We start from the raw sequence: 24022 nt of genomic DNA on the forward strand, positions 1-24022 counted from the left end.
CGCGAAACCAACGCCCCGGCATCGGTTCGGTGTCGGGGCGTGCGCATGCCAGGACGGGTCCTCCAGGGCGGGAGCGGGTCCCGATAGGCTGAAAGCATGACGCGAGCCGAGCAGCCCACGGCCCCTCAGCCGGCCCCCGACGAAGCCCTGGTCGCGGACTCCCGCGAGCGCGCCGTACGCGCCCTGCTGCGCCGACCGCAGCTGAAGCGTTTGTGGAGCGCCCAGTTGGTGGGCGGTGTGGGCGACACCCTCGCCCTCCTCGTCCTGGTCGCCCTCGCCCTGCAGACCGTGATCGTCGAGGGCTCGTTCGGCGGCGGCTACCGGGGCGCGGCGTTCGCAGTGGCGACCGTTTTCGGGGTGCGCATCCTCGCCACCCTCCTCTTCGGCGCCGTCCTCCTCGGCCCGCTGACCTCACTCACCTCCCAGGACGGTCCGCTCGACCGCCGCTGGACCATGGTCGCCGCGGACGGGCTGCGCGCCGCGCTGCTGATCGTCGCGCCGCTGTGGATCGACTGGACGCCCGGCAACGCGCCGGCCGCCCTCCTCGTCACCGCGTTCGTCGCCGGTGCCGCCGAGCGCTTCTGGACGGTCTGCCGCGAGAGCGCGGCCCCCGCGCTGCTGCCCGCCCCGCCGCCGGAGGGCGCGTCGATACGGCCGCTGCCGGACCACATGGACGCGCTGCGCCGCCTGTCGCTGCGGACCGGCTTCGCGGCGATCCCGCTGGCGGCCGCCGCGCTCGTCGCCGCGGCGCTGCTCAACAACCTGCTCGGCGCCGGCATCGACTGGTTCGCCCGGCACCAGGCGGCCCTCGCCTCCTACGTCGCGGCCGGGCTGTTCGCCGCGTCCCTGTCCGTGCTGATCTTCCTGGAGCTGCCCGGCACGCGCACCCCGCGCGCGCGGTCGCCGCTGGAGGGGCTGCGCCGCCCGAGGACCGGCACGGGCGCCGACAAGGGCCGCACCGGTGTGACGCCGCTGCTGGTGCTCGCGTGCGCGTCCGTCGCCGCGGCGGTCTCCGCCGCGGTCGCCGTGTCGGTGCTGCACGCCAGGGACCTGGGCGGCGGCCCCGTGCTGTTCGGGCTGCTGGTGGGCGCGCTGACCGGCGGTGTCGTCGCGGGCATCCGCACGGCGCCCGCCGTCCTGCCAGCCCTGTCGCGGCGGCGGCTGCTGGCGATGGCGATCGCCTTCACGGGCATCGCGCTGCTGGCCGCCGGACTGGTGCCGGACGTCACCGCCGTGCTGCTGATCGTCGCGCTGGCCGGCGCCGGCGCGGGCCTGGCCGCCAACACCGGGCACACGCTGCTCGACCAGGAGACCGAGGACTTCCGGCGGGCCCGCACGACGGAGCACCTGCACGCGGTCGTCCGGGTCTTCGTCGCGCTCGGCGCGGTCGTCGCCCCGCTGGTCGCGGCGGGGATCGGACCGCACCGCCTGGAGAACGGCAAGTTCGTCTTCGCGCACGGCGGCGCCGCCTTCACGCTGATGCTGGTCGGCGCGCTGCTGCTGCCGGTGGCCGCACTGGTGCTGGCCAAGGTCGACGACCGCTCCGGCGTGCCGCTGCGCCAGGACCTGCGCGACGCGCTGCTGCGCGGCGACGACCCCGAGCAGGCGCCCGCCGCCTCCGGCTTCTTCATCGCCCTGGAGGGCGGCGACGGGGCCGGCAAGTCCACGCAGGCCGAGGCGCTCGCCGAGTGGATCCGCTCCAAGGGCCACGAGGTCGTGCTGACCCGCGAGCCGGGGGCGACGCCGGTCGGCAAGCGGCTGCGCTCGATCCTGCTGGACGTGTCGAGCGCCGGCCTGTCGCACCGGGCGGAGGCACTGCTGTACGCCGCCGACCGCGCCGAGCACGTGGACACGGTCGTACGGCCGGCCCTGGAACGCGGCGCGGTGGTCATCTCCGACCGCTACACCGACTCGTCCGTGGCCTACCAGGGCGCGGGCCGGGACCTGTCGCCGACCGAGATCGCCCGGATCAACCGCTGGGCGACGAACGGGCTGGTTCCGCACCTCACCGTCCTGCTGGACGTCGCCCCGGAGACCGCCCGCGAGCGGTTCACCGAGGCGCCGGACCGGCTGGAGTCGGAGCCCGCCGAGTTCCACGCGCGCGTGCGGGCCGGTTTCCTGACGCTGGCCGCGGCCGACCCCGGGCGGTACCTGGTCGTCGACGCCGGGCAGGAGCCCGAGGCGGTGACCACGGTGATCCGGCACCGGCTGGACCAGGTGCTGCCGCTGTCCGAGGCGGAGATCCGGGCCCGTGAGGAGGCCCGGCGCAAGGCCGAGGAGGAGGCCCGCCGCAGGGCCGAGGAGGAGGCGCGCCGCAAGGCCGAGGAGGAGCGCCTGGAGCGCGAGCGCCAGGAGCAGCTGGCGCGGCTGCGCGCCGAGGAGGAGGAGCGCAAGCGGCGCGAGCTGGAGGAGGCGCAGCGGCGCGAGGCCGAGCGGCAGGCGGAGGAGGCCCGGCGGCGGGCCGAGGAGGCCCGCCGGAAGGCCGAGGAGGAGCGGGCACGGCTCCTCGCGGAGGAGAAGGCGCGGGCCGAGGAGGAGGCCCGCCGCAGGGCCGAGGAGGAGCGGCGCCGCAAGCAGGCCGAGGAAGAGGCGCGCATCCGTGCCGAGGCCGAGGCGCGGCGGCTGGAGAAGCAGCGCAAGGCCGAGGAGGCGCTGCTGCGGGCCGAGGAGGCGCGGCGGCTGGCGGAGGCGGCGGCGGCCGCGGCGGAGGCCGGGCCGGAGTCGGCGGCTCCCGGGGCCTTCGGCCGTGCGGCGGCCGCCCCCGCCCCGGACGCGGCGGCCGTGCCGTCGCCGGCGGACGCCTCCGGTGGGCCGGCGGAGGAGACGGCGGTGCTGCCCCGGGTGCCGGGGAAGGGGGCCGAGGGGGCCTCCGGGCCGTCGGGCGGCCGGTCCTCCGGATCCTCCGAGTCCTCCAGGAGGGCTGCCGGGGGTTCCGACGCCGAGGTGACGGCCAAGCTGCCGAAGCCGCCGGTTCCGCACGGGGCGGCGGACGGGACGGCGGGGCCGCGTCCGGTTCCCCCGGGCGCGGCGGACGAGACGGCCGTGCTGCCCCCGGTGCGCTCGGACGACGCGGAGAGGACGGCCGTGCTGCCGCCCGTGGCGGGGGAGCGCCCCGCGGACCGGGTGCCGCCGGGCTTCTTCCGGGACGAGCGCGCCGGCGCCCGGCCGGACGGCACCGAGGACCGTACGCGCGAGTTGCCCCAGGTCGGCGCGGAGGACGCCCCCCGGCGGCGGCAGCGGTCCGACTGGGCCGAGGAGACCCCGCTGGACGACCTGCCGACGTTGGCGGACGAGCTGCTGGGGCTGCGCGAGGACGAGCCCGGCGACGAGGGGGGCCGGGGCCGGCGCCGCTGAAGGGCCTGCCGGCCACGACCAGCACCGGGGCCGGCACCCGCCCGGCGCTGGTCGTGGCCGGCACCCGTCCGGCGCCGGGGCGTGACCGGCGCCGGGCCGGTGGCGGGCCGGCACTGCGGGGAAACCCCGCGCGCCCGCCACGGCCGGCTCTCCCGCCGGCGGTCCGCCGGCGCCCGCTGTCAGTGCTCACCCCCACAATGGATCCCGCAAGCTGAACGTGACGGAAGGGCGGCGTGACCCATGACCGTGTGGGACGACCTCGTCGGGCAGGAGAAGGTGAGCGAGCAGCTCACCGCCGCCGCCCGGGACGCCGACGCCCTGGTCACCGCGGCCGCCGCCGACACCCCCCCGCCCGAGGCGTCGAAGATGACGCACGCCTGGCTGTTCACGGGACCGCCCGGGGCCGGGCGCAACCAGGCGGCGCGGGCGTTCGCCGCCGCCCTGCAGTGCGTCAGCCCCGACCGGGCGCTCGGCGGCGCCCCCGGCTGCGGGTTCTGCGACGGCTGCCACACCGCCCTGGTCGGCACCCACGCCGACGTCACCACGGTCGCCGCCGTCGGCACGCAGATCCTCGCCGACGACATGCGCGACACCGTCCGCAAGTCGTTCACGTCCCCGGCGAACGGCCGCTGGCAGGTCATCCTCGTCGAGGACGCCGAGCGGCTGAACGAGAAGTCCGCCAACGCCGTCCTCAAGGCCGTCGAGGAGCCCGCCCCCCGCACGGTGTGGCTGCTGTGCGCCCCGTCCATCGAGGACGTGCTGCCGACCATCCGCTCCCGCTGCCGCCACCTCAACCTGCGCACGCCCTCGGTCGACGCCGTCGCCGACCTGCTCGTCCGGCGCGAGGGCATCGAGCCGGACGTCGCCGCCGCCGTCGCCCGCGCCACCCAGGGCCACGTCGACCGGGCCCGCCGACTGGCCACCGACCCGGCCGCCCGCGAGCGCCGCGCCGCCGTGCTGAAGCTGCCGCTGCGGGTCGAGGACGTCGGCGGCGCGCTCAGGGCCGCCCAGGAACTCGTCGACGCGGCCACCGACGACGCCAGGCAACTCGCCGAGGAGACCGACACCAAGGAGACCGAGGAGCTGAAGACCGCCCTCGGCGCGGCCCAGGGCGGCCGGATGCCCCGTGGCACGGCGGGCGTGATGAAGGACCTGGAGGACAAGCAGAAGCGCCGCAGGACGCGGACGCAGCGCGACAGCCTCGACCTGGCCCTGACCGACCTCACCTCCTTCTACCGCGACGTCCTCGCCCTCCAGCTCGGCTCGCGCACCGCCCTCGCCAACACCGACGCCGAGGACGCCCTGGAGCGCATCGCCCGCGGCAGCACGCCCGAGTCCACGCTCCGCCGCATCGAGGCGATCGTCGCCTGCCGCGAGGCCCTCGACCGCAACGTGGCCCCGCTGCTCGCGGTGGAGGCGATGACGATGGCCCTCAGAGCGGGCTGAACCGGCCGCCCTCGCCCCCGCCCCCGTCCGCGACCGGCGCCCGGGCCGGAAGCACGCCGGCCGCGTCACTCGTACGAGGCACGACGTGCGCGCAGCGCGTTCAATTCGTCGCACAGAGTTACGCTCGGTAGATGGACACAAGGCGTACCCACCGCAGGGCCCGTACCGCAGCGCGCACCGGGGCGGCCCTCCTCGCCACCGCGCTGCTCCTCTCCGCCTGCTCGTCCGGCAGCACGGCGACCACCACCGGCCCGGCGGCCGCGAACGCCGCGGGGACGGCGGCCCTGGTGGCGCTGCCGCGCTCCACGCCCGCCGCGCTCTCCCCGTACTACGGGCAGAAGCTGGCCTGGCGCGACTGCGGCGCCCCCGGCTTCCAGTGCGCCACGCTCAAGGCCCCGCTCGACTACGCCAGGCCGTCCGCGGGCGAAGTCCGGCTCGCCGTCGCCCGCAAGAGGGCCACGGGCCCCGGCGAGCGGCTGGGCTCGCTGCTGGTGAACCCGGGCGGACCGGGCGGCTCGGCGGTCGACTACCTGCAGTCGTACGCCGGCCTCGGCTACCCGGCCGAGGTGCGGGCCCGCTACGACATGGTCGGCCTCGACCCGCGGGGCGTGGCCCGCAGCGAGCCCGTCGAGTGCCTGGACGGGCGGGAGATGGACGCGTACACGCAGACGGACACCACGCCGGACGACCGGCGGGAGACCGACGGGCTCGTCGACGCGCACCGGACGTTCGCCGAAGGCTGCGGAGCGGACGCGCCCGAGCTGCTGCGGCACGTCTCCACCGTCGAGGCGGCCCGGGACATGGACATCCTGCGGGCGGTGCTCGGCGACGAAAAGCTGCACTACGTGGGGGCGTCGTACGGGACGTTCCTCGGGGCGACGTACGCCGGGCTCTTCCCGGACCGGGTGGGCCGGCTGGTGCTGGACGGCGCGATGGACCCGTCGCTGCCCGCCCGTCGGCTGAACCTGGAGCAGACGGCGGGCTTCGAGACGGCGTTCCGGTCGTTCGCGAAGGACTGCGTGCGGCGGTCCGGCTGCCCCCTGGGCGGCCCGGGCACCGGGCCCGAGCAGGCCGGCAAGAACCTGAAGGCCTTCTTCACGAGGCTGGACGCGCGGCCCCTGCCCACCGGCGACGCCGCCGGCCGCCGGCTCACCGAGTCGCTCGCCACCATCGGCGCGATCGCGGCGATGTACGACGAGAGCTCCTGGCCGCAGCTGCGCGAGGCGCTGTCGGCGGCGGCGAAGGAGGACGACGGCGCGAGCCTGCTCGCCCTCTCCGACAGCTACTACGAGCGGAGCCCCGACGGCCGCTACTCGAACCTGATGTCCGCCAACGCGGCCGTGAACTGCCTGGACCTGCCGCCCGCCTTCGACACCCCCGACGAGGTCCGCAGGGCGCTGCCCTCCTTCCGGAAGGCGTCCCCGGTCTTCGGTGAGGGCCTTGCGTGGGCCTCGCTGAACTGCGCGTACTGGCCGGTGCGGGCCACGGGCGAGCCGCACCGCATCAAGGCCGCCGGCGCGGCCCCGATCGTCGTGGTCGGCACCACCCGCGACCCGGCGACGCCGTACCGCTGGGCGCAGGCCCTGGCCCGTCAGCTCTCCTCGGCCCGCCTGCTCACCTACGAGGGCGACGGCCACACCGCCTACGGCCGCGGCAGCCGCTGCATCGACTCCGCGATCAACGCCTATCTCCTGAGGGGCACCCCGCCGGCGGACGGCAAGCGCTGCGCCTAGCCGTGCTGTCCCGGCCCCCGGCCCCGGCCCCCGGTCCCGGCCCCCGGTCCCGGCCCCCGGCCCCGTGAGCCCCGCCTCCGGGGCCGGTACGAAGCACCCCCGGAAACTGTGTAGACTTACCGTCGTTGCTGATCGCACCATGGTGCGGACAGCGCGCCGCTTTAGCTCAGATGGCCAGAGCAACGCACTCGTAATGCGTAGGTCTCGGGTTCGAATCCCGAAAGCGGCTCCACTGGGACCCCAGGCCGGAGAGCATCCGACCTGGGGTCCTTGGTTTCCGCCTCCCGGAGGGCAGGGTGTGGACGTGCCCCGCGGCGGGGCCGACGCCGGCTGGCGCCCGCAACCGGGTCCGGTCGGCCTGCCGCTGCCGCTCGTCCCCCCGGGATGTGGGTGCCGCTCACCCTCGTACGGAACCGCCGGCCGGCCCCGGGGGCTACGCGCCTGGTTCGCCGGATTCTTGGAGGGCGTGCGGATGCCGGCGGGCGAACGGCGGCCAATGCGCCGGCGGACGGTGCGGCGGCTCACCCGGCTGGGACGGCCGCGGGCCGGCCGATGCCGGTGGCGCCGGCGGTGGACGCGGGTCCCGGTCGTTCACCTCCGTCGACCGGGACCCTGATGCGTCCCGGACCCGGCCGCGGCGGCGACACTCCCCCGAGTGACGCGTGCAACGCGCGCACCCCCGGACCGGCTCCGATGTAGTGATCACATCAGGTTGTGCCAACACATCGCTAACATGTGGCCAACGGTTCTCCGTTTCATCGTCGGCCGACTGGCGTGAAGTCGCCGGACCGCGGTGGGCGACGGCCGGAGGGGCAAGGGTTCCGGCGGAGGGCGTCACGACGAAGGCGGCGGAAAACCGCCGTACAGAGGGCGGAAGTCCGTCGGAAGCGATGCAGCGCCACCCTCCGCCGTGAGCGGGCCCGGGCGCGGCGCACGGGAAGGCAGTGGGGCGGCGATGGGGGTACCTTCCCGCTCGAGCGGAACCGGGGGCTCGGGGGAGCGGTGCGGACTGCGGTTCGGGCTGCTGGGGCCGCCGGTCCTCTACGAGGCCCGGCGCGGCGGGGACGGCGGGGACGCCGGTGCGTACGGCGACTGCGCGGTGCGGGCCGTGCGCAGCGCCAAGGCGCGGACCCTGCTGGCCGTGCTGCTGCTCGACGCCGGCCGGGCCGTCTCCGTGGAGTCGCTCAAGGACGCGCTGTGGGGCGGTGCCCCGCCCGCCTCCGCACACGCCTCGCTGCACAACCACGTGGCCCGGCTGCGGCGGCTGCTCGACGACCCCGAGCGGCTGCGGACCGAGCCGTCCGGGTATCTGCTGCGCGTCGGCGACGGCGAGCTGGACGTGGACGTCTTCGACGCCCACGTCACCGCGGCGCGCGCCGCGCACGCCCGGCGCGACTGGGCCCGTGTGGTGCGCGAGTGCGCGGCCGCGCTCGCGCTGTGGCGGGGCACGCCGCTCGCCGGGCTGCCGCCCGAGGCGGGCGGGTACGCCTTCGTCCAGCGGCTGACGGAGGCGCGGCTGCTGCTCCTGGAGTGGCGCTACGACGCCGAACTGGCCCTGGGCGGCCCTGACCTCGGCGGCCTCGTACCGGAGTTGGCGGCGCTGGTCGCCGAGCACCCGCTGCGGGAGGCCTACCACCGCCAGCTCATGCTCGCCCTGCACCGCACCGGCCGCCAGGCCGAGGCCCTGGCCGTCCACCAGGACCTGCGCACCCGCCTCGTCGAGGAACTCGGCATCGAGCCGGGCCCGGCGATGCGCGAGGCCCATGTGGAGGTGCTCCGGGAGACGGGCGAGCCCGTCCCGCACCCCGGCGAACCGCCGCCGTCGGCGCCGGTGTGCGAGGGGCCGGACGAGGACGCGCCCGGCGTCCGGCCGCTTCCCCGTCCGGCCCAACTGCCTCCGCCACCGGCCCACTTCACCGGCCGTACGGCCGAGTGCGATGCTCTGCGCCGCGCCCTCGCGCCCGGTGCGCGCGCGGCGGCCCCCGCGGTCGCGGTCGTCAGCGGGATGGCCGGCGTCGGCAAGAGCGCGCTGGCGCTGCAGGTCGCACACGCTCTGGCGGAACGTTTTCCCGACGGGCAGCTCTACATCAACCTGCACGGTGCCACCCCGGGCATGGCCCCGCTCACCTCCGGCCAGGCGCTCACCGCGCTCCTGCGCGACCTCGGCGCCGCACCCCGCAGCATCCCCGAACACCCGGACGCGGCGGCCGCGTTACTGCGCTCCCTGCTCGCGCCCACGCGCACGCTCCTGGTCCTGGACGACGCCGCGCACGCCGCCCAGGTACGGCCGCTGCTGCCGGCCGGCGCCGGCTGCGCGGTGATCGTCACCAGCAGGTCGCCCCTCACCGCCCTCGACGGGGCGGCCCGCTTCCCGCTCGGTCCGCTGTCCGGCGAGGACAGCGCCGCGCTGCTGCGCGCGGTCTCCGGGCGCGGCCACCGCGACGGCCTCCACGCCGGCCACCCCCTGGTCGACCTCACCGGTCGCCTCCCGCTCGCGCTGCGCGTCGTCGCGGCCCGCCTCGCCGCGCGCCGGGCCCTCGACCCCGACGTCCTGGCCGGCCAGCTGGCCGCCACCGAGCGGCGGCTGCACCACCTGGAGTACGACGACCTGAGCGTGCGCCGCTCCCTCGCCGTGGCGCACGACGCGCTCGCCGCCTCCGAACGCGAGGCCGACCGGGACGCGGCCCTCGTCCTGCGCCGCGTCGGCGCGCTCGACCTGCCGGCGTACGGCGCGCCCCTGCTGGCCCGTCTCGCCGGACTGGACGAGCGCCGCGCCGAGGCCGCCCTCGACCGGCTCGTCGACGTCGCCCTCCTGGAGGAGACCGCGTACGCCCGCTACGCACCGCACGATCTGGTCCGCGACTTCGCGCGCGAGCTGGCGGAAGCCGACCGCGGCGCGGAGGCGGGCCGCGGTGCGGAGGCGGGCCGCGGTGCGGAGGCGGGCCGCGCCGAGGGGGACCGCCCCGCGAAGGCCCACCGCGCCCCCGACCCCGCCGAAACCGCCCTGCGCTGGTACGCCGCCGTCGCCGAGCGGGCGCTGGTCGCGATCGTCGAACCCGGTCTCGACCAGGACGACCGCCGCCGCCCGACCGCCTGCCAGCCGCCCGAGCACGCGGTGCACGTCGCCGCCGTCCCGCCCTTCCGCACGTCCGAGGAGGCCTTCGCCTGGGGGGACCTGGAGCTGGAGAACGCCGTGGCCCTGGTGGAGCGGTACGCGCCCGGCACCGGCGGCGAGGCCCACGGCACCGACCCCGGCGCCGACGCCGGTTCCGCCGCCAGGCGTCACGCGGCCTACGTCTCCACCCTCGTCCGCCTCCTCTTCCCCTACCTGCACCGCAGCGGCCGGGTCGCCGAGATGGAGGTGCTCGGCCGGGCCGGCCTCCGCGTCGCGCGGTGGCTCGGTGACGCGGCGGCGGAGGCGTACGCGTGGGTCGACCTGGCCGGCCTGCACTTCCTGACCGGCCGGCACAACGACGCCCTCGCCCTCAACGACCGGGCGCTGGAGATCTGGCGGCGGCTCGGAGCCGTGTCCTGGATCCGGCGGTGCCTCAACAACCGCGGCCTGCTGCTCGAAGGCCTCGGCCGGCACGCCGAGTCGGGCGACGCGCTGCGGCAGAGCCTCGCGTACTCGCGGCAGTTGAACGACCCGTACGGGGAGGCCGTCACCTACAGCCACCTCGGCAACCTGTACGAGCACACCGACCCGCGGGCCGCGATCGAGCAGCACCGGCGCTCGCTCGCCATCGGGCACGGGATCGGCGCCGTCATCGTGCAGCACTCCGCGCACTGCAACATCGGCTACGCCCACCTCCGCCTAGGCGAACCGGACGCCGCCCTGCCGCACTTCGAGGAGAGCCTGCGCATCCTCGGCGGCCACGGCGACTGGCACGGCGAGTCCCAGACCCGGCTCGGCCTGGTCCGTGCCCTGCGCCTGCTGGGCCGTGCCGAGCGCGCCGCCCGGGAGTGCGCCGAACTGCTGCGCCGCGCCGACGACCGCGCCGACCGCTACACGGGCGGTCTCGCCCGCCACCAGCACGGGCTGCTGCTGCGGGAGCGGGGCCGGCTCCAGGAGGCGCGCGAGGAGTGGCGGTCGGCTCTCGCGGCGCTGGACGGGACGGACGAGCAGGCGGTGGTCACCGAGCTCAGGCAGCTGCTGGCCGGCCCGGAAGCCGGCCGGGACGCACGGTGATCACTTGGCGTCGGCATAGCACTCCACCACCGCCGTCGTGAACGGGAACCGCACCGGCGTCCGGCCGAAGGTCAGCCGCCCGGCCAGGTCCGCCGCCTCCCGGATGGCCGCCACCACCGCCTCGGCCTCCTCCTCGGGACAGTGCACGATCACCTCGTCGTGCTGGAAGAAGACCAGTTCGGCCGCCTTGCCCGCACAGGCCCGCCGCAGCGCGGCGAGCAGCAGCAGGGCCCAGTCGGCGGCGCTGCCCTGGACGACGAAGTTGCGGGCGAAGCGGCCCCGGGCGCGGGCGTCGGTGGAGGCGTGGCCGGGCACCCACTCCTGCGGGCCGGGGGAGCCGGGGGAAGCGGGGGAGCCGTTCCGCTCCTCCTGCGGGATGCCCGCCTCCTCGGTCGCGTCGTCGGCCGCCCCGGCCGCCGGCGGGCAGGTGCGGCCCAGCCAGGTCCGCACCAGCCGGCCCTCCTCGCCCGCGCGGGCCGCCTCGTCGACGTACGCCACCGCCTTGGGGAAGCGGCGCCGGAGCGCGGCGAGGTTCTTCAGGCCGTCGCCGGAGGTCTGGCCGTAGACCGCGCCGAGCACGGCGAGTTTGGCCTGGGCGCGGTCGCCGGAGAAGGCGCGGTCGGACACCGACTGGTACAGGTCGGTCTCCCGGCCCGCGACCTCCATGAGCCCGGGGTCGCGCGAGATGGCCGCCAGCACGCGCGGCTCCAGCTGGTCGGCGTCGGCGACGACGAGCCGCCACCCGGGGTCGGCGACCACGGCGCGCCGGATCACCCTGGGGATCTGCAGCGCGCCCCCGCCGTTGGTCACCCACCGCCCCGTGACCGTCCCGCCGGCCTGGAACTCGGGCCGGAACCGCCCGTCGCGCACCCAGTCCTGCAACCAGGACCAGCCGTGGGCGACCCAGATGCGGTAGAGCTTCTTGTACTCGATCAGCGGTTTCACGGCCGGGTGGTCGACGGACTCGATCTCCCAGCGGCGTGTGGACCTGACCTTGATCCCGGCCTGCGCGAACGCCTTGATCACATCCGCCGGCAGGTCGGGACGCACCCGGCGCCCGAACGCCGCGGACACCTCGTCGGCGAGCTCGGCCAGCCGGCGCGGTTCGCCGCCGCCCGCGTACCGCTCGCCGAGCAGGTCGTGCAGCACCGCGCGGTGCACCTGCGCGCGCCAGGGCAGCCCGGCGGCGTTCATCTCGGCGGCCACGAGCATGCCCGCCGACTCGGCGGCGGTCAGCAGGCGCATCCGGTCCGGGTGCTCGGCCCGCTCGTGCCGCCGCTGCTGCTCGGCGTAGACCGCGAGGAGGTCCTCCAGCGGCAGGTGCGCGCCCTGCGGCTCGAACAGCGGGGACTGCGCGCCCGGTTCGGCGGACCGCTGCGGCGGGTCGGGCGGCACGGGGCCGCCGCGCAGCCGGGCCAGGGCGGCCGCGGCCGAGCGGGGCTCCCCGGACCGGCCCTCGTGGCCCAGGAGGAGCGTCTCGGCGTCCTCGACGTCGTAGCACCGCTCCACCCGCACGCCGGCGGCGAGCAGGCGCGGGTAGATCTCGGCGGTGGACCGCCACACCCACCGCGTGACGTCCGGGCGGCTTCGCACGGCCTCGGCCGGGTCGGCCTCCCGCCGCACCGGCCCGGCGGGCAGCCCGTCCGGACCGAGGGGGGCGACGTCCACGCCACCGTCCTCGGCCGGAGCGAGCGCCCAGCGGTCGGCCATGCTGCGAGTGTGACAGGGGGGTCCGACAACGCCCCTCGCCCCACGTGGCCACCGGCCGGCCGCTGCCGCTGTCCGCGCTGCTCCTGCTGCCGTTGTTCCCCCTGGCCTCCCTGGCCTCCCTGGTTTCCTTAGTCCCCCTGGCCCTCTCGGCCCTCCTGGTCCTCCTGCTTCTGGACCTCCAGGAACTGCGCCAGCGCCTCGGTCACGTACCGTTCGGTCCTCTCCTTGCCGATGCCGAGGCCGCTGAGGACGCCTTCGCCGTTCTCGTGCTCCAGCAGGGCGAGCAGGATGTGCTCGGTGCCGATGTAGTTGTGGCCGAGGCGCAGGGCCTCACGGAAGGTGAGTTCCAGGACCTTCTTGGCGGCCGCGCCGTACGGCACGAGCTCCGGGACCTCCTCGGCGGCCGGCGGCAGCGCGGCGGCCGCCGCCTCGCGCACCGCCTCGAGCGTGACCCCCTGGGCGGCGATCGCCTTGGCGGCCAGGCCGTCCCGCTCGGCCAGCAGGCCGAGGACGAGGTGCTCGGGCACGCCCTCGGCGTTGCGCGCGGTCTTGGCCTCGTTGTGCGCGGCCATGACCGCGTTGCGGGCGCGCGGCGTGTAGCGGTTGAAGCCCTGGCTCGGGTCGAGGCCGGCCCCCTCCTTCGGCACGAACCGCTTCTGCGCCGCCTGCCGGGTCACCCCCATGCTCTTGCCGATGTCGGTCCAGGACGCGCCCGAGCGCCGGGCCTGGTCCACGAAGTGGCCGATCAGGTGGTCGGCCACCTCGCCCAGGTACTCGCCCGCGAGGACCGCGTCCTGGAGCTGTTCGAGGGGCTCGGCGTGGACCTTCTTGATCGCCGCGATGAGGTCGTCGAGCCGCACGGATGACGTGATGGTCGAGTTCGTCGTCATGTGTCAACCGTAGGTTGCACCCCTATCGTTGTCAACCGAGAGTTGACACCTCTCCGGGTGTCCGCCGTCCACCATGGCCGCCGTGCTCGGGGCGGCCCCCGACAGGGGCGGCCGGATCTCGCGGAGTGAGGCGGGGCGGGCCGGGAGAGGGTTTCGGAGGCGGGCCGGGGCGAGGCGCGTGCGGCCGTCCGGCGGTGGGCACGCGCGCGGGGCGGCGTGACACCATCGGCCCGTGAGCACGTCCCCCACCGTCGACCGCGCCTTCGAGGCCGCCCTGTACGACACCACCGACGCGGCCCTGGACACGGGCGCGTCCCTGCTCGCCTCCGACCCGGCGGCGGACGCCGCACTGGCCCGGCGCGGCGAGGAGTTCGTGGCGGCGGCCTGGCGGCGCGGCTGGCAGCCGGCGGACGTCGTACGGATCGTGCGGCGCGAGCTGGACGACGTGCACGTGCGCCTGGTGTCGGCGCTGATCCGCGCGCAGGCCGCGCAGGACGGCCCGCGCGGCCGTCGCTGGCGGGCCCAGCTCGACGCGCTGACCACCGAAGCGCCGTCCCCCGCCGACCGCTTCTCGCACGCCACCGCCGTGCTGGAGCTGTACCGCCTGCTGCTGCGCCTGCCCGCCCTGGAACCCCTGGAGGAGGACCCCGCGCCGGGGGCGCGGCCGGAGTCCCGCACGCTGGCCCGCATCCGCGCGCTGCTCGCCAAGGCGGAGGCGACCGGGTTCCCGGAGGAGGCGGAGGCGCTCAGCGCCAAGGCGCAGGAACTGATGGCCCGGCACAGCGTCGACGAGGCGCTGCTCGCCGCCCGGGCGCCGGCACCGCAGACCCCGGGCGCCTGCCGGATCGGGGTGGAACCGCCGTACGAGCAGGCCAAGGCGGTGCTGCTGGACGCGGTCGCCACCGCCAACCACTGCCGGGCGGTCTGGAACGAAGCGCTCGGCTTCTCCACGGTCGTCGGCTTCGAGAGCGACCTGGAAGCCGTCGAGCTCCTGCACACCTCGCTCCTCGTGCAGGCCACGGCGGCGATGACGAAGGCGGAGGCCGCCCAGCGGGCGGGCGGCCGCAAGCGCACCAAGAGCTTCCGGCAGTCCTTCCTCGCGGCCTACGCCCACCGCATCGGCACCCGTCTGCGGGAGGCGGCCGGGACCCAGGTGACCGACGACCTGCTCCCGGTCCTCGCCTCCCGCGAGGTCGCGGTCGCCGGCCGTCTGGAGCGCATGTTCCCGCAGACGGCCACGACCCGGCTGCGCGGCGTGCGGGACGCGGCGGGCTGGGCGGAGGGCGCACAGGCGGCGGACCGTGCCCGGGTCCGGGCCCGGCCGCGGCTCGACTGACCCGCCGTCAGTCGCCGGCCGTCTGGAAGGCGCTCACCGAGGCGTCCGGCTCGCCCGCGCCGCCCTTGAGCGCGACGTCGCCGTACGACCACGTGAAGCTCTGCGAGGCGGTGGCGCCGGGCAGGGTGAGGACGGCCTTCCGGGCGGCGAGGCTCTTCTCGCCGCCCGCCTCGCCGCGGACGTAGGTGATCGTGAAGGAGGCGGTGGCGTTCTCGGCGAGGGTGAGCCGCCGCTCCTGCGCCCCCTCCTCCGCGGGAACGGTGGCCGAGGCGGTGCCGGCGACGAGGTCGACGCCGGGGAAGCCCTCCAGGGTGCAGCGGGTCCCGCGGTTGGTGAGGGTGACGGTGACGTTCCCGGTGTCGCCGGCGGCCGGGGCGGCGCCGGCCGCGACCTCCATGCCCATCGTGTCCACCGCGCAGGCCGAACCGCCCGCCTTCTCCTTGCTCCTCTTTTCGCCGCCGTCGCCGCTGCCCTCGCCGCCGTTGTCGCAGGCGGTCAGCAGCAGGGCCGCGGCGAGGGCGGCGGTGACGGCGGTGACGGCGGTCGGCAGGGGGCGCATGGGGATCCTCTGGGCGTGACGTGAGTGGACGGGTGCGGGTACGGCTCCAAAGATGATCACGCATCGGGACGCGCCGCGGTTGCCCGCCCCCTCGCCGGACCAGGAGACCCTACGACCCGAGGCCCGCCGTGGGCAGCCCGGACGGCAGCCTGCCGCCCTCGGTCTTGGTGTAGGTCTCCGTTCCCGGGCCGCCCTCCCAGTCGACCTCGAGGGTCGTGCGGTTCACGGAGCCGACCGTGCCGGCCGTGCGGTCCTTGTCCCCGTCCCCGCACGTCAGGCGGATCACCCGCGTCCCCGCCTGCTCTCCGGCGGTTCCGCTGCACACGGTTCCGCCGGTCGCGAAGAGCCCGGCCCGTTCCCCGGTGATCACCAGGGCCACGGCCCCGTCCCCGGTCGTGGCCAGCCAGCTGCCCTCCAGGGGGCCGGACGGCGACGCTGTCGCGTCGCCAGCGCCCGTGCCGCCGCCGGTGACCGCGGTGGCCGTGGCGGACGCGCTGGGAGCGGGTGCGGAGTCGTCCCCGGAGCCGCCTTCACCGCCGCATGCGGTCAGCGCGAGCCCGCCCGCCACGGCGAGTACGGCCACACACCGGGGGCGGGAGGGACGCGGGGTACGGGAGAGGAGCACCGAAGTCACTGCAAGCCCCCAAGCTGGAGCCGACGGCCGGACGGACCGGGCCCCGGACGACCCGGCCGGCCCGGCGACCGGACCGCCGGACGACCCGGTCCGGCCCGGGGAACCGGATCCCGGCCGGGCCGACGTCCCGGCCGGCCCGACGTCCCGGCCGGCCCGGAAAGACACGGAGGGACCCGCAGCAAGCTACCAGCACGGTTCGGACCGGCGCCCGGGCCCGCGCGCGTCTGCCCGTGAAGCCCTGCGGCCGGGGGCCTGCGGGACCCCGCGCGTCTGCCCGTGAAGCCCCGCGACCGAGGGTCTGCCGGATCCCGCGCGTGTGTCCGGGAAGCCCCGCGACCGGGGGTCTGCGGGACCCCACGCGTGTGCCCGAAAAGCCCCGCGACCGAGGGTCTGCGGGACCCCGCGCGTGTCCGGAAAGCCCTGGGACCAGGTGCCCGCAGCCAGCCCCCTCCCGCCCCTACCAGGACGACTTGCGCACGCCCGGCAGGTACCCGGCGTGCGCCTGCTCCCGCAGGCTCACCCGCGACAGTCCGAACGCCCGGAAGTACCCGCGCGGGCGCCCGTCCACCTGGTCCCGGTTGCGGACGCGCGTGGCGCTCGCGTCGCGCGGCTGCCTGCGCAGTTCCGCCTGGGCGGCCAGCCGCTCGGCCTCCGTCGAGGACGGCCGCCGGATGATCTCCTTCAGCTCGGCCCGCCGCGCGGCGTACCGCGCGACGGTCTCCTGCCGCTTCTCGTTCTTCGCGATCTTGCTCTTCTTCGCCATCAGACCCGCACCCCCCGGGCGCGGATCCGGGCGACGGCCGCCTCGACGCCGATCGCGTCGACGGTCTTGATCCCCTTGGCGCTCAGCCTCAGCCGCACGTACCGCCCCTCGCTCGGCAGCCAGTAGCGCTTGGACTGGATGTTGGGGTCGAAGCGGCGGGGGGTCCGCCGGTGGGAGTGGGAGATCGTGTTGCCGAAGCCGGGCCGGGTGCCGGTCAGCATGCAGTGCGCGGACACGGGTGATGCACCTCTCTCGGAGTGATTGTGTAAATGGAATTCATTTTCAGTAGCATAGCGGCATGGCACGCAACGAACTCCGCCCGGTCATCAAGCTCCGGTCCACCGCCGGGACCGGTTACACGTACGTCACCCGCAAGAACCGCCGCAACGACCCGGACCGCCTGACCCTGCGCAAGTACGACCCGGTCGCCGGCCGCCACGTCGACTTCCGAGAGGAGCGCTGACCTCGTGCGCAAGGGAATCCACCCGGACTACCGCCCCGTCGTCTTCCGCGACCGCGCGGCGGACTACGCCTTCCTCACCCGCTCCACCATGACGAGCGACAGGACGATCGAGTGGGAGGACGGCAACACCTACCCGGTCGTCGACGTCGAGATCTCGAACGTCAGCCACCCCTTCTACACCGGCACGGCCCGCGTCCTGGACACCGCCGGACGCGTGGAGCGCTTCGAGCGCCGCTACGGGAAGCGGGGCTAGCGCCGTGTCCGAGTTCTCTGGGTTCTCTGGCTCCCCTGGTTCCCCTGGTTCCTCCGGAGTCTCCGGGCTCTCCGTCGCGATCGTCGGCGGCCTGCACGCCGACGCCCGCAAGGCCGCCGTCGAGCGGCTGCTCGCCGAGGTGCCCGGCAGCGTCGCCCTCCACCACGACCTGGCGACCGCCGCCGCGGGCACGGTCGTGCGCACCGTCCGGAACGCCGCCGGCGTCGTCGACGCGGGCGAGACGCCCCTGGTCAACGACTGCGCCTGCTGCGCCCTGCGCGAGGACCTGGTGCCGGAGCTGGTCCGGATCCGGGACGCGGGCACCACGCCGCTCGCGGTCGTCGAACTGTGGGACTCGGTCGAGCCCAAGGCCATGGCCGAGGTCGTCACCTCCGGCGGACTGACGGTCACCGGCGTGATCACCGCCGTCGACCCGGCCCTGGTCCTGCCGTACCTGGCCAACGGCGACGACCTCGCCGAGGGCGGCCTCGCCGCGGCCGCGACCGACCAGCGCACGGTCGCCGACACCTTCGCACGGCAGCTGGAGTACGCCCCCGTCCTCGCCGTCGCCGACTCCCCGGAGGCCGACGACGAGGACCGCGAGCTGCTCGCCCAGCTGCACCCGACGGCCCGCCGGGTCCCGATCGGCTCCGGTGACCCGGCGGGCGCGCCCTCCGCCCTGGCGCGGGCGGCGTTCGCCGGCTTCGACGTGGAGGCGGCCGCCGCCGCCCAGCACCCGGCCTGCGCGCTGCTGCCCGCCGAGGCCGACGCGCACGGCGTCTCCACCCTGGTCTGGCACCGCCGCCGCCCCTTCCACCCGGAGCGGCTGTACGCCGCCCTGGAGGACCTGACCTGCGCCGCCGCCCGCAGCCGGGGCCGGTTCTGGCTCGCCGACAAGCCCGACACGCTGTTCCACTGGGACGCGGCGGGCGGCGCCCTGTGCGTGGAGAGCGCGGGCCCCTGGCTCGCCTCCCTGCCCGACGCGGCCTGGGAGATGGTCCCGCCGGTGCGCCGCGCCGCCGCCGCGCTGGACTGGCACCCCGAGCACGGCGACCGCTGCCAGCACCTCGTCTTCACCTCCCCCGGCCTCGACCGCGACGGGCTCCAGCGGCTCCTGGAGTCCTGTCTGCTGACCGACGCCGAGTACGCGGCCGGGCGCGACGCCTGGCAGCGGCTGCCGCACGCCTTCGACACCCTCCTGGAGGTCTGACCCCGCCATGCCCCGCAAGACCGACCGCAAGCCCGTGAAGAACCGGCCGAACCCGCTGGACCAGGCCGGGATCACGTACATCGACTACAAGGACACCGACCTGCTGCGGAAGTTCATCTCCGACCGCGGCAAGATCCGCAGCCGCCGGGTCACCCGCGTGTCGGCCCAGCAGCAGCGGCAGCTGGCCAAGGCCGTGAAGAACGCCCGGGAGATGGCGCTGCTGCCGTACGCGAGCCGTTGAGCTCCTCCGGCTCCCCCCGGGGCGTGCCGGGGTGTCCGCCCGCACCGGCCGGCCGGCGGGAGGCCGGATCACGCCGTTCGCGGACGGACACACCCACGGCCCCCGGAACGTCTTCACCGGCCCGTGCGTCCCACAGACGGAAGGGCCGGTGAAGCGGCCGTCCGCCTGTAACCGCAGGACCACCCCGCGTGCACGTGCATCTGCCCATGCATTCGCACTTGAACAAAGCTATGATCCGGGTCAGTTGACCACTGCATCAATGGCCACACCAGCCAGTGCACCATCGGGGAGCGACCTGTGGACCACGACGTGTACTACAACGGCATGGCGGCCACGAAGCTGCACGGCGTCGCCTGGCAGAAGAGCCGGCACAGCAACTCCCAGGGCTCCTGCGTGGAGTTCGCCCGGCTCCCGGGCGGGGACGTGGCCGTGCGCAACTCCCGCTTCCCCGACGGTCCCGCGCTGGTCTACACGCGCGCGGAGATCGAGGCGATGCTGCTGGGCGTCAAGGACGGCGAGTTCGACCACCTGATCGCGGGCTGAGGGCGCCCGGCCGGGCATTCGGGGCGAATCAGGGCGATCCCTGTGCCGTTACGCGCGTAGAGCCGCGGCGCCGGGAAGCGCCGCGGCATCTCACCGGGTGGTGTCCCGGAGCCCGGTGTTCTGCTGCAGCCGGAACAGCGCCCAGACCACCTTGCCGCTGAGCGCGCCCGCGAGCGGGTGCCAGCCCCAGCCGTCGCTGAAGGAGTCGACGAGGAACAGCCCCCGCCCCGACTCGGCCGAGAAGTCCTCCGAGTCCCCGGCCACGGGACTGTCGTTGCTGGGGTCGCGCACCGCGCACACCAGCCGCTCCGTCCAGCGCATCAGGTGCAGCCGCACGGGGGGGTACTGCTCCGCGCAGCGCGGCGCACCGGCCGGCAGGCCGTGCCGCAGGGCGTTGGTCACCAGCTCGGAGACCACCAGGCACACCTCGTCGAAGCGGTCGCCCAGCTCCCACTGGTCCAGGGTCCGGCGGGTGAACTGCCGCGCCTCGCGGACCGCTTCGTAGCGGGCGGGCAGGGCGCAGGAGGCGGCGTCGGACACGGCCGTGGGGTCCAGCGGCGGAAGGCCCTGCCGTAAAGGCTCGAGCATGGTCGATCCATTCGTCCCCATGCGAGGCACTCCCGGGAGTTCGCGGCCGAAGCGATGCGGTGGTGCGGGACCATGGTTTCGGATGCGTACACCAGATGCAAGGGCAGATGCACGTGCACGTGACCGAAATGGACCCTCCCGTGCCGCTTGTTGGGTAATTTTTCCGTCACTTCCCTGTCCTTTTCCCGCTCCCCCCTCGCCGTTCCCCGCTTCTTCCCCGTCCGCTTCCGAGAGGTTCGCCCGGCTCGGTTCCGTTTCCGTAACCGGACGAGTACTGCTCGAAGTGTTTTAGTGGCAGACTTCGGCCCCTGGGAACGTTGGGGAGGCTGACGAACGTGAGCGCGGGAGAGCCGGGATCGGTGGTGCGGCGCATGCTGCTCGGATCACAACTCAGGCGACTGCGTGAGGCGCGGGGGATCACGCGCGAGGCGGCGGGCTACTCGATCCGCGCCTCCGAGTCGAAGATCAGCCGGATGGAGCTGGGCCGGGTGAGCTTCAAGACGAGGGACGTCGAGGACCTGCTGACGCTGTACGGCATCACGGACGAGCAGGAGCGCGCCTCGTTGCTGTCGCTCGCCAGGGAGGCCAACGTCGCGGGCTGGTGGCACAGTTACTCGGACGTGCTGCCCAGCTGGTTCCCGACCTACGTGGGCCTGGAGGGCGCGGCCTCCCTGATCCGGGCCTACGAGGTGCAGTTCGTGCACGGCCTGCTGCAGACCGAGGAGTACGCCCGCGCGGTCGTCCGGCGCGGCATGCGGGGCGCGAGCGAGGCGGACGTCGAAAAGCGCGTGGCGCTGCGCCTGGAGCGGCAGAAGTACCTCGTCGCGGAGAACGCGCCCGAGTTCCACGTCGTCCTCGACGAGGCCGCCCTGCGCCGCCCGTACGGCGACCGCACGGTGATGCGCGGCCAGCTCCAGCACCTGATCGAGGTCTCCGAGCGGCCCAACGTCCGGCTCCAGGTCATGCCGTTCAGCTTCGGCGGCCACTCCGGCGAGTCCGGCGCGTTCACGATCCTCAGCTTCCCGGAGTCCGACCTGTCGGACGTGGTGTACCTGGAGCAGCTCACCAGCGCCCTGTACCTCGACAAGGCCGAGGACGTCGCCCAGTACGAGAGGGCGCTGAAGGAGCTCCAGCAGGACAGCCCGGGCCCCTCGGAGAGCCGGGACGTTCTCCGGGGACTCCTCCAACTCTCCTGAAACACAAGTACGATGACGTGAGATCAGACCGTGAAGTCGATCAGGAGTCCGCGTCGACCGCCACGGCTCGAACTGCCATGGCTTGACCTGCCCCGGCAGCGGGGGATTGAGGGATCACATGTCGTCCTGCTTCACCGACCTCGCCCAGCAGTACATCGACGGTGAGTGGCGCCCGGGCACCGGCTCCTGGGACATCATCGACTTCGACCCGTACGACGGCGAGAAGCTGGCGTCGATCACCATCGCCACGACCGACGAGGTCGACGAGGCGTACCGGGCCGCCGCGCGGGCCCAGGAGCAGTGGGCGGCCACCAACCCCTACGCCCGCCGCGCGGTCTTCGAGAAGGCGCTGGCGCTGATCGGGGAGCGCGAGGCGGAGATCTCCGAGGCGATCGTCGCCGAGCTCGGCGGCACCCGCCTGAAGGCCGCCTTCGAGCTCCACCTCGCCAAGGAGTTCCTGCGCGAGGCGATCCACCTGGCGCTGGCCCCGGAGGGCAGGATCATCCCCTCGCCGGTCGACGGCAAGGAGAACCGCGTCTACCGCGTGCCCGTCGGTGTGGTGGGTGTGATCAGCCCCTTCAACTTCCCCTTCCTCCTGTCGATCAAGTCGGTCGCGCCGGCCCTCGCGCTCGGCAACGGCGTGGTGCTCAAACCGCACCAGAACACCCCGATCGTCGGCGGCTCCCTGGTCGCGAAGCTCTTCGAGGACGCGGGGCTGCCGGGCGGTCTGCTGAACGTCGTCATCACGGACATAGCCGAGATAGGCGACGCCTTCCTGGAGCACCCGATCCCGAAGGTCATCTCCTTCACCGGCTCCGACAAGGTCGGCCGGCACGTGGCCACCGTCTGCGCCGCGCACTTCAAGCGCTCCATCCTCGAGCTGGGCGGCAACAGCGCCCTGGTGGTCCTCGACGACGCCGACGTCGACTACGCGGTCGACGCGGCCGTCTTCAGCCGGTACGTCCACCAGGGCCAGGTCTGCATGGCCGCGAACCGGATCCTGGTGGACCGCTCGGTCGCCGAGGAGTTCACCGGGAAGTTCGTCGCCAAGGTCCGGTCGCTCAAGGCCGGCGACCCCCGCGACCCCGAGACCGTCATCGGCCCGGTCATCAACTCCTCGCAGGCGGAGGCCGTGTCGGGGGTGGTCGAGCAGGCGCTCGCCGAGGGCGCCACGGCCCTGGTGCGCGGCGCCAGGACCGACAACCTCGTCGAGCCGTCCGTCCTGACGGACCTGCCCGCCGACTCGGCCCTGCTGCGGCAGGAGGTCTTCGGCCCGGTGGCCTTCCTCGTCCCCTTCGACGGCGAGGAGGAGGCCGTACGCATCGTCAACGACAGCCCGTACGGCCTCAGCGGCGCCGTCCACACCGGGAACGTCGAGCGCGGTGTGAACTTCGCCAAGCGGATCGACACCGGCATGTTCCACGTCAACGACGGCACCGTGCACGACGAGCCGATCGTCCCCTTCGGCGGCGAGAAGCACTCCGGCATCGGCCGCCTGAACGGCGAGACGATGCTGGACGCCTTCACCACCACGAAGTGGATCTCGGTGCAGCACGGCCGCAGCGGATTCCCCTTCTAGTCCTTCGCCTCCGCCGGGCCCATGCGGACAGGATCTGTCCGCATGGGCCCGTAGCGTCAAAGACGCCGGGCGGGGGAAGTCCCTCCCGCCCGGGGGATCCGACGAAAGGCGGCGGTCATGGTCACTCACGTTCCCGCGGAGGCGCACGGCGACGAGCGCGGTGCGCTGCTCTCCTTCCTGGCGGAGCAGCGCGGCGGCATCCGGCGTGCGGTGCTGGGGCTGACGGACGAGCAGGCCGCGAGCCGGCCCAGTGCCAGCGAGCTGTCCCTCGCCGGGCTGGTCAAGCACGTCGCCGAGGTCGAGCAGGGCTGGGTCGCCCGGGCCAGGGGCGAGGCTCCGGCCGTCACGCGCGACGAGACGAACTGGGCCGAGTGCTTCCGGCTCGTCGACGGGGAGAGCCTCGCCGGGCAGCTGGCGTACTGGGAGAGGGTCGCCGCCGAAACGGAGGCGTTCGTCCGCTCGGTGCCGAGCCTGGACGACACCTTCGCGCTGCCGGACCAGCCCTGGTTCCCGCCGGAGGGCCGTGTCTCGGTGCGCTGGCTGGTGCTCCACCTGATCCGCGAGACCGCCCGGCACGCCGGCCACGCCGACATCATCCGCGAGTCGCTGGACGGGAGGACCGCCTTCGAGCTGGTCGCCCTGGAGCAGGGCACGTCCGGGGGCTGATCCCCGGGGCCCTACGCTGGGCGCCATGTCAGCGATCCGTCTCCTCGTGCTCGGCGCGGTCCGCCAGCACGGGCGGGCCCACGGCTACCAGGTGCGCAACGACCTGGAGTACTGGGGCGCGCATGAGTGGTCCAACGCCAAGCCCGGTTCGATCTACCACGCGCTGAAGCAGATGGCGAAACAGGGTCTGCTGCTCGCGCACGAGATCGCCCCGTCCACCGCCGGCGGCCCGCCGCGCACGGAGTACGAGGTCACCGAGCAGGGCACCGAGGAGTACTTCCGGCTGCTGCGGGAGGCCCTGACCGCCTACGACCAGAAGCCGGACGCGCTCACGGCCGCGCTCGGCTTCATGGTCGACCTCAGCCGCGCGGAGGCCCTGGAACTGCTCGAGAAGCGGGTGCGCGCCATCGAGGAGTGGCGCAGGGCCGTCACCGAGTACTACACACCCGAGGACGGCCCCGGCCCACTCGGTCACATCGGCGAGATCATGAACTTCTGGGTCCACTCCGCCGACACCGGCGCCGAGTGGACCCGCGGTCTGATCGACCGCATCCGCGGCGGCGCCTACACCTTCGCCGGCGAGGGCGAGCCGTTCGTCGGCGTCCTGTCCGAGGGACAGGAGAACCCGTACGCGACGGGGGAGCGGCATCCCGGGGACACTCGCTAATC

The 24022-nt window shown here is 74.8% G+C and carries 21 protein-coding genes, 1 tRNA gene and 1 pseudogene; 16 read left to right on the forward strand and 7 right to left on the reverse strand.

Going from position 1 to position 24022, the window contains the following annotated elements:
- Positions 1-96: 96 nt before the first annotated feature.
- The 6 genes and pseudogenes from tmk (at position 97) to AB0L29_RS15565 (ending at position 10722) form a co-directional block, all read left to right on the forward strand.
- Positions 97-3354: a dTMP kinase gene (gene tmk / locus AB0L29_RS15540; RefSeq protein WP_365827266.1), complete on the forward strand. Its 3258-nt coding sequence runs from the start codon at positions 97-99 to the stop codon at positions 3352-3354.
- Between the two features lie 240 nt (positions 3355-3594).
- Positions 3595-4800 (forward strand): DNA polymerase III subunit delta', encoded by a 1206-nt coding sequence (locus tag AB0L29_RS15545; RefSeq protein WP_365827268.1) that lies wholly within the window; start codon positions 3595-3597, stop codon positions 4798-4800.
- Between the two features lie 131 nt (positions 4801-4931).
- Complete coding sequence (locus AB0L29_RS15550) at positions 4932-6533, forward strand: alpha/beta hydrolase (protein WP_365827270.1); 1602 nt, start codon at positions 4932-4934, stop codon at positions 6531-6533.
- 155 nt (positions 6534-6688) lie between these two features.
- Positions 6689-6765 (forward strand) — tRNA-Thr (locus AB0L29_RS15555).
- Between the two features lie 195 nt (positions 6766-6960).
- Positions 6961-7074, forward strand: a pseudogene (locus AB0L29_RS15560) (glycosyltransferase family 2 protein); the annotation flags it as partial.
- Positions 7075-7488: 414 nt separating this feature from the next.
- On the forward strand, positions 7489-10722 hold the full coding sequence (locus AB0L29_RS15565; RefSeq protein ID WP_365827272.1) for a BTAD domain-containing putative transcriptional regulator: 3234 nt from the start codon (positions 7489-7491) through the stop codon (positions 10720-10722).
- Here AB0L29_RS15565 and AB0L29_RS15570 read toward each other — a convergent pair whose 3' ends face one another.
- Positions 10723-12432: a bifunctional 3'-5' exonuclease/DNA polymerase gene (locus AB0L29_RS15570; RefSeq protein WP_365827274.1), complete on the reverse strand. Its 1710-nt coding sequence runs from the start codon at positions 12430-12432 to the stop codon at positions 10723-10725.
- A gap of 128 nt (positions 12433-12560) precedes the next feature.
- The gene (locus tag AB0L29_RS15575; RefSeq protein WP_365827276.1) at positions 12561-13322 is read right to left on the reverse strand and encodes a Clp protease N-terminal domain-containing protein; all 762 of its coding nucleotides are present in this window, start codon (positions 13320-13322) and stop codon (positions 12561-12563) included.
- Positions 13323-13554: 232 nt separating this feature from the next.
- Here AB0L29_RS15575 and AB0L29_RS15580 point away from each other — a divergent pair, with 232 nt between their 5' ends.
- A complete protein-coding gene (locus AB0L29_RS15580; protein WP_365827278.1) occupies positions 13555-14658 on the forward strand; it encodes a DUF2786 domain-containing protein in 1104 nt (367 codons plus the stop codon).
- A 7-nt stretch (positions 14659-14665) separates the two neighbouring features.
- Here the strand turns inward: AB0L29_RS15580 and AB0L29_RS15585 are convergent, their stop codons facing one another.
- From AB0L29_RS15585 to rpmB, 4 genes are all read right to left on the reverse strand, one after another.
- On the reverse strand, positions 14666-15217 hold the full coding sequence (locus AB0L29_RS15585; protein WP_365827280.1) for a DUF4232 domain-containing protein: 552 nt from the start codon (positions 15215-15217) through the stop codon (positions 14666-14668).
- A 109-nt stretch (positions 15218-15326) separates the two neighbouring features.
- Positions 15327-15800, reverse strand: coding sequence for a hypothetical protein (locus AB0L29_RS15590; protein WP_365827282.1), 474 nt, complete (start codon positions 15798-15800; stop codon positions 15327-15329).
- Between the two features lie 508 nt (positions 15801-16308).
- The gene (gene rpsN / locus AB0L29_RS15595; protein WP_365827284.1) at positions 16309-16614 is read right to left on the reverse strand and encodes a 30S ribosomal protein S14; all 306 of its coding nucleotides are present in this window, start codon (positions 16612-16614) and stop codon (positions 16309-16311) included.
- Positions 16614-16850, reverse strand: a complete 237-nt coding sequence (gene rpmB / locus AB0L29_RS15600; protein WP_365827286.1) for a 50S ribosomal protein L28 — start codon at positions 16848-16850, stop codon at positions 16614-16616. Before rpmB ends, rpsN begins: the two co-directional genes overlap by 1 nt.
- A gap of 62 nt (positions 16851-16912) precedes the next feature.
- Here rpmB and rpmG point away from each other — a divergent pair, with 62 nt between their 5' ends.
- The 5 genes from rpmG to AB0L29_RS15625 all read left to right on the forward strand — a co-directional run bounded on the left by rpmG (position 16913) and on the right by AB0L29_RS15625 (position 19324).
- Positions 16913-17077: a 50S ribosomal protein L33 gene (rpmG, locus tag AB0L29_RS15605; protein WP_030361075.1), complete on the forward strand. Its 165-nt coding sequence runs from the start codon at positions 16913-16915 to the stop codon at positions 17075-17077.
- 4 nt (positions 17078-17081) lie between these two features.
- Positions 17082-17330, forward strand: coding sequence for a type B 50S ribosomal protein L31 (locus AB0L29_RS15610; RefSeq protein WP_365827288.1), 249 nt, complete (start codon positions 17082-17084; stop codon positions 17328-17330).
- Between the two features lie 79 nt (positions 17331-17409).
- The gene (locus AB0L29_RS15615; protein ID WP_365827385.1) at positions 17410-18540 is read left to right on the forward strand and encodes a GTP-binding protein; all 1131 of its coding nucleotides are present in this window, start codon (positions 17410-17412) and stop codon (positions 18538-18540) included.
- Between the two features lie 7 nt (positions 18541-18547).
- A complete protein-coding gene (gene rpsR / locus AB0L29_RS15620) occupies positions 18548-18781 on the forward strand; it encodes a 30S ribosomal protein S18 (protein ID WP_365827290.1) in 234 nt (77 codons plus the stop codon).
- Positions 18782-19105: 324 nt separating this feature from the next.
- Entirely contained in the window at positions 19106-19324 is a 219-nt protein-coding gene (locus AB0L29_RS15625; RefSeq protein ID WP_365668581.1) for a DUF397 domain-containing protein, read from the forward strand.
- 90 nt (positions 19325-19414) lie between these two features.
- Here AB0L29_RS15625 and AB0L29_RS15630 read toward each other — a convergent pair whose 3' ends face one another.
- Entirely contained in the window at positions 19415-19933 is a 519-nt protein-coding gene (locus AB0L29_RS15630) for an ATP-binding protein (RefSeq protein WP_365827292.1), read from the reverse strand.
- Positions 19934-20283: 350 nt separating this feature from the next.
- Between AB0L29_RS15630 and AB0L29_RS15635 the strand changes: the two genes are divergently transcribed.
- The 4 genes from AB0L29_RS15635 to AB0L29_RS15650 all read left to right on the forward strand — a co-directional run bounded on the left by AB0L29_RS15635 (position 20284) and on the right by AB0L29_RS15650 (position 24020).
- Positions 20284-21108, forward strand: coding sequence for a helix-turn-helix transcriptional regulator (locus AB0L29_RS15635; RefSeq protein WP_365827387.1), 825 nt, complete (start codon positions 20284-20286; stop codon positions 21106-21108).
- Between the two features lie 118 nt (positions 21109-21226).
- Positions 21227-22687: an aldehyde dehydrogenase family protein gene (locus tag AB0L29_RS15640; protein WP_365827294.1), complete on the forward strand. Its 1461-nt coding sequence runs from the start codon at positions 21227-21229 to the stop codon at positions 22685-22687.
- A gap of 117 nt (positions 22688-22804) precedes the next feature.
- A complete protein-coding gene (locus tag AB0L29_RS15645) occupies positions 22805-23353 on the forward strand; it encodes a DinB family protein (RefSeq protein WP_365827296.1) in 549 nt (182 codons plus the stop codon).
- 25 nt (positions 23354-23378) lie between these two features.
- Complete coding sequence (locus AB0L29_RS15650; protein ID WP_365827298.1) at positions 23379-24020, forward strand: PadR family transcriptional regulator; 642 nt, start codon at positions 23379-23381, stop codon at positions 24018-24020.
- The last annotated feature ends 2 nt before the right edge of the window (positions 24021-24022 follow it).

The sequence above is a fragment of the Streptomyces sp. NPDC052701 genome, assembly GCF_040678355.1.
GTDB lineage: Bacteria > Actinomycetota > Actinomycetes > Streptomycetales > Streptomycetaceae > Streptomyces.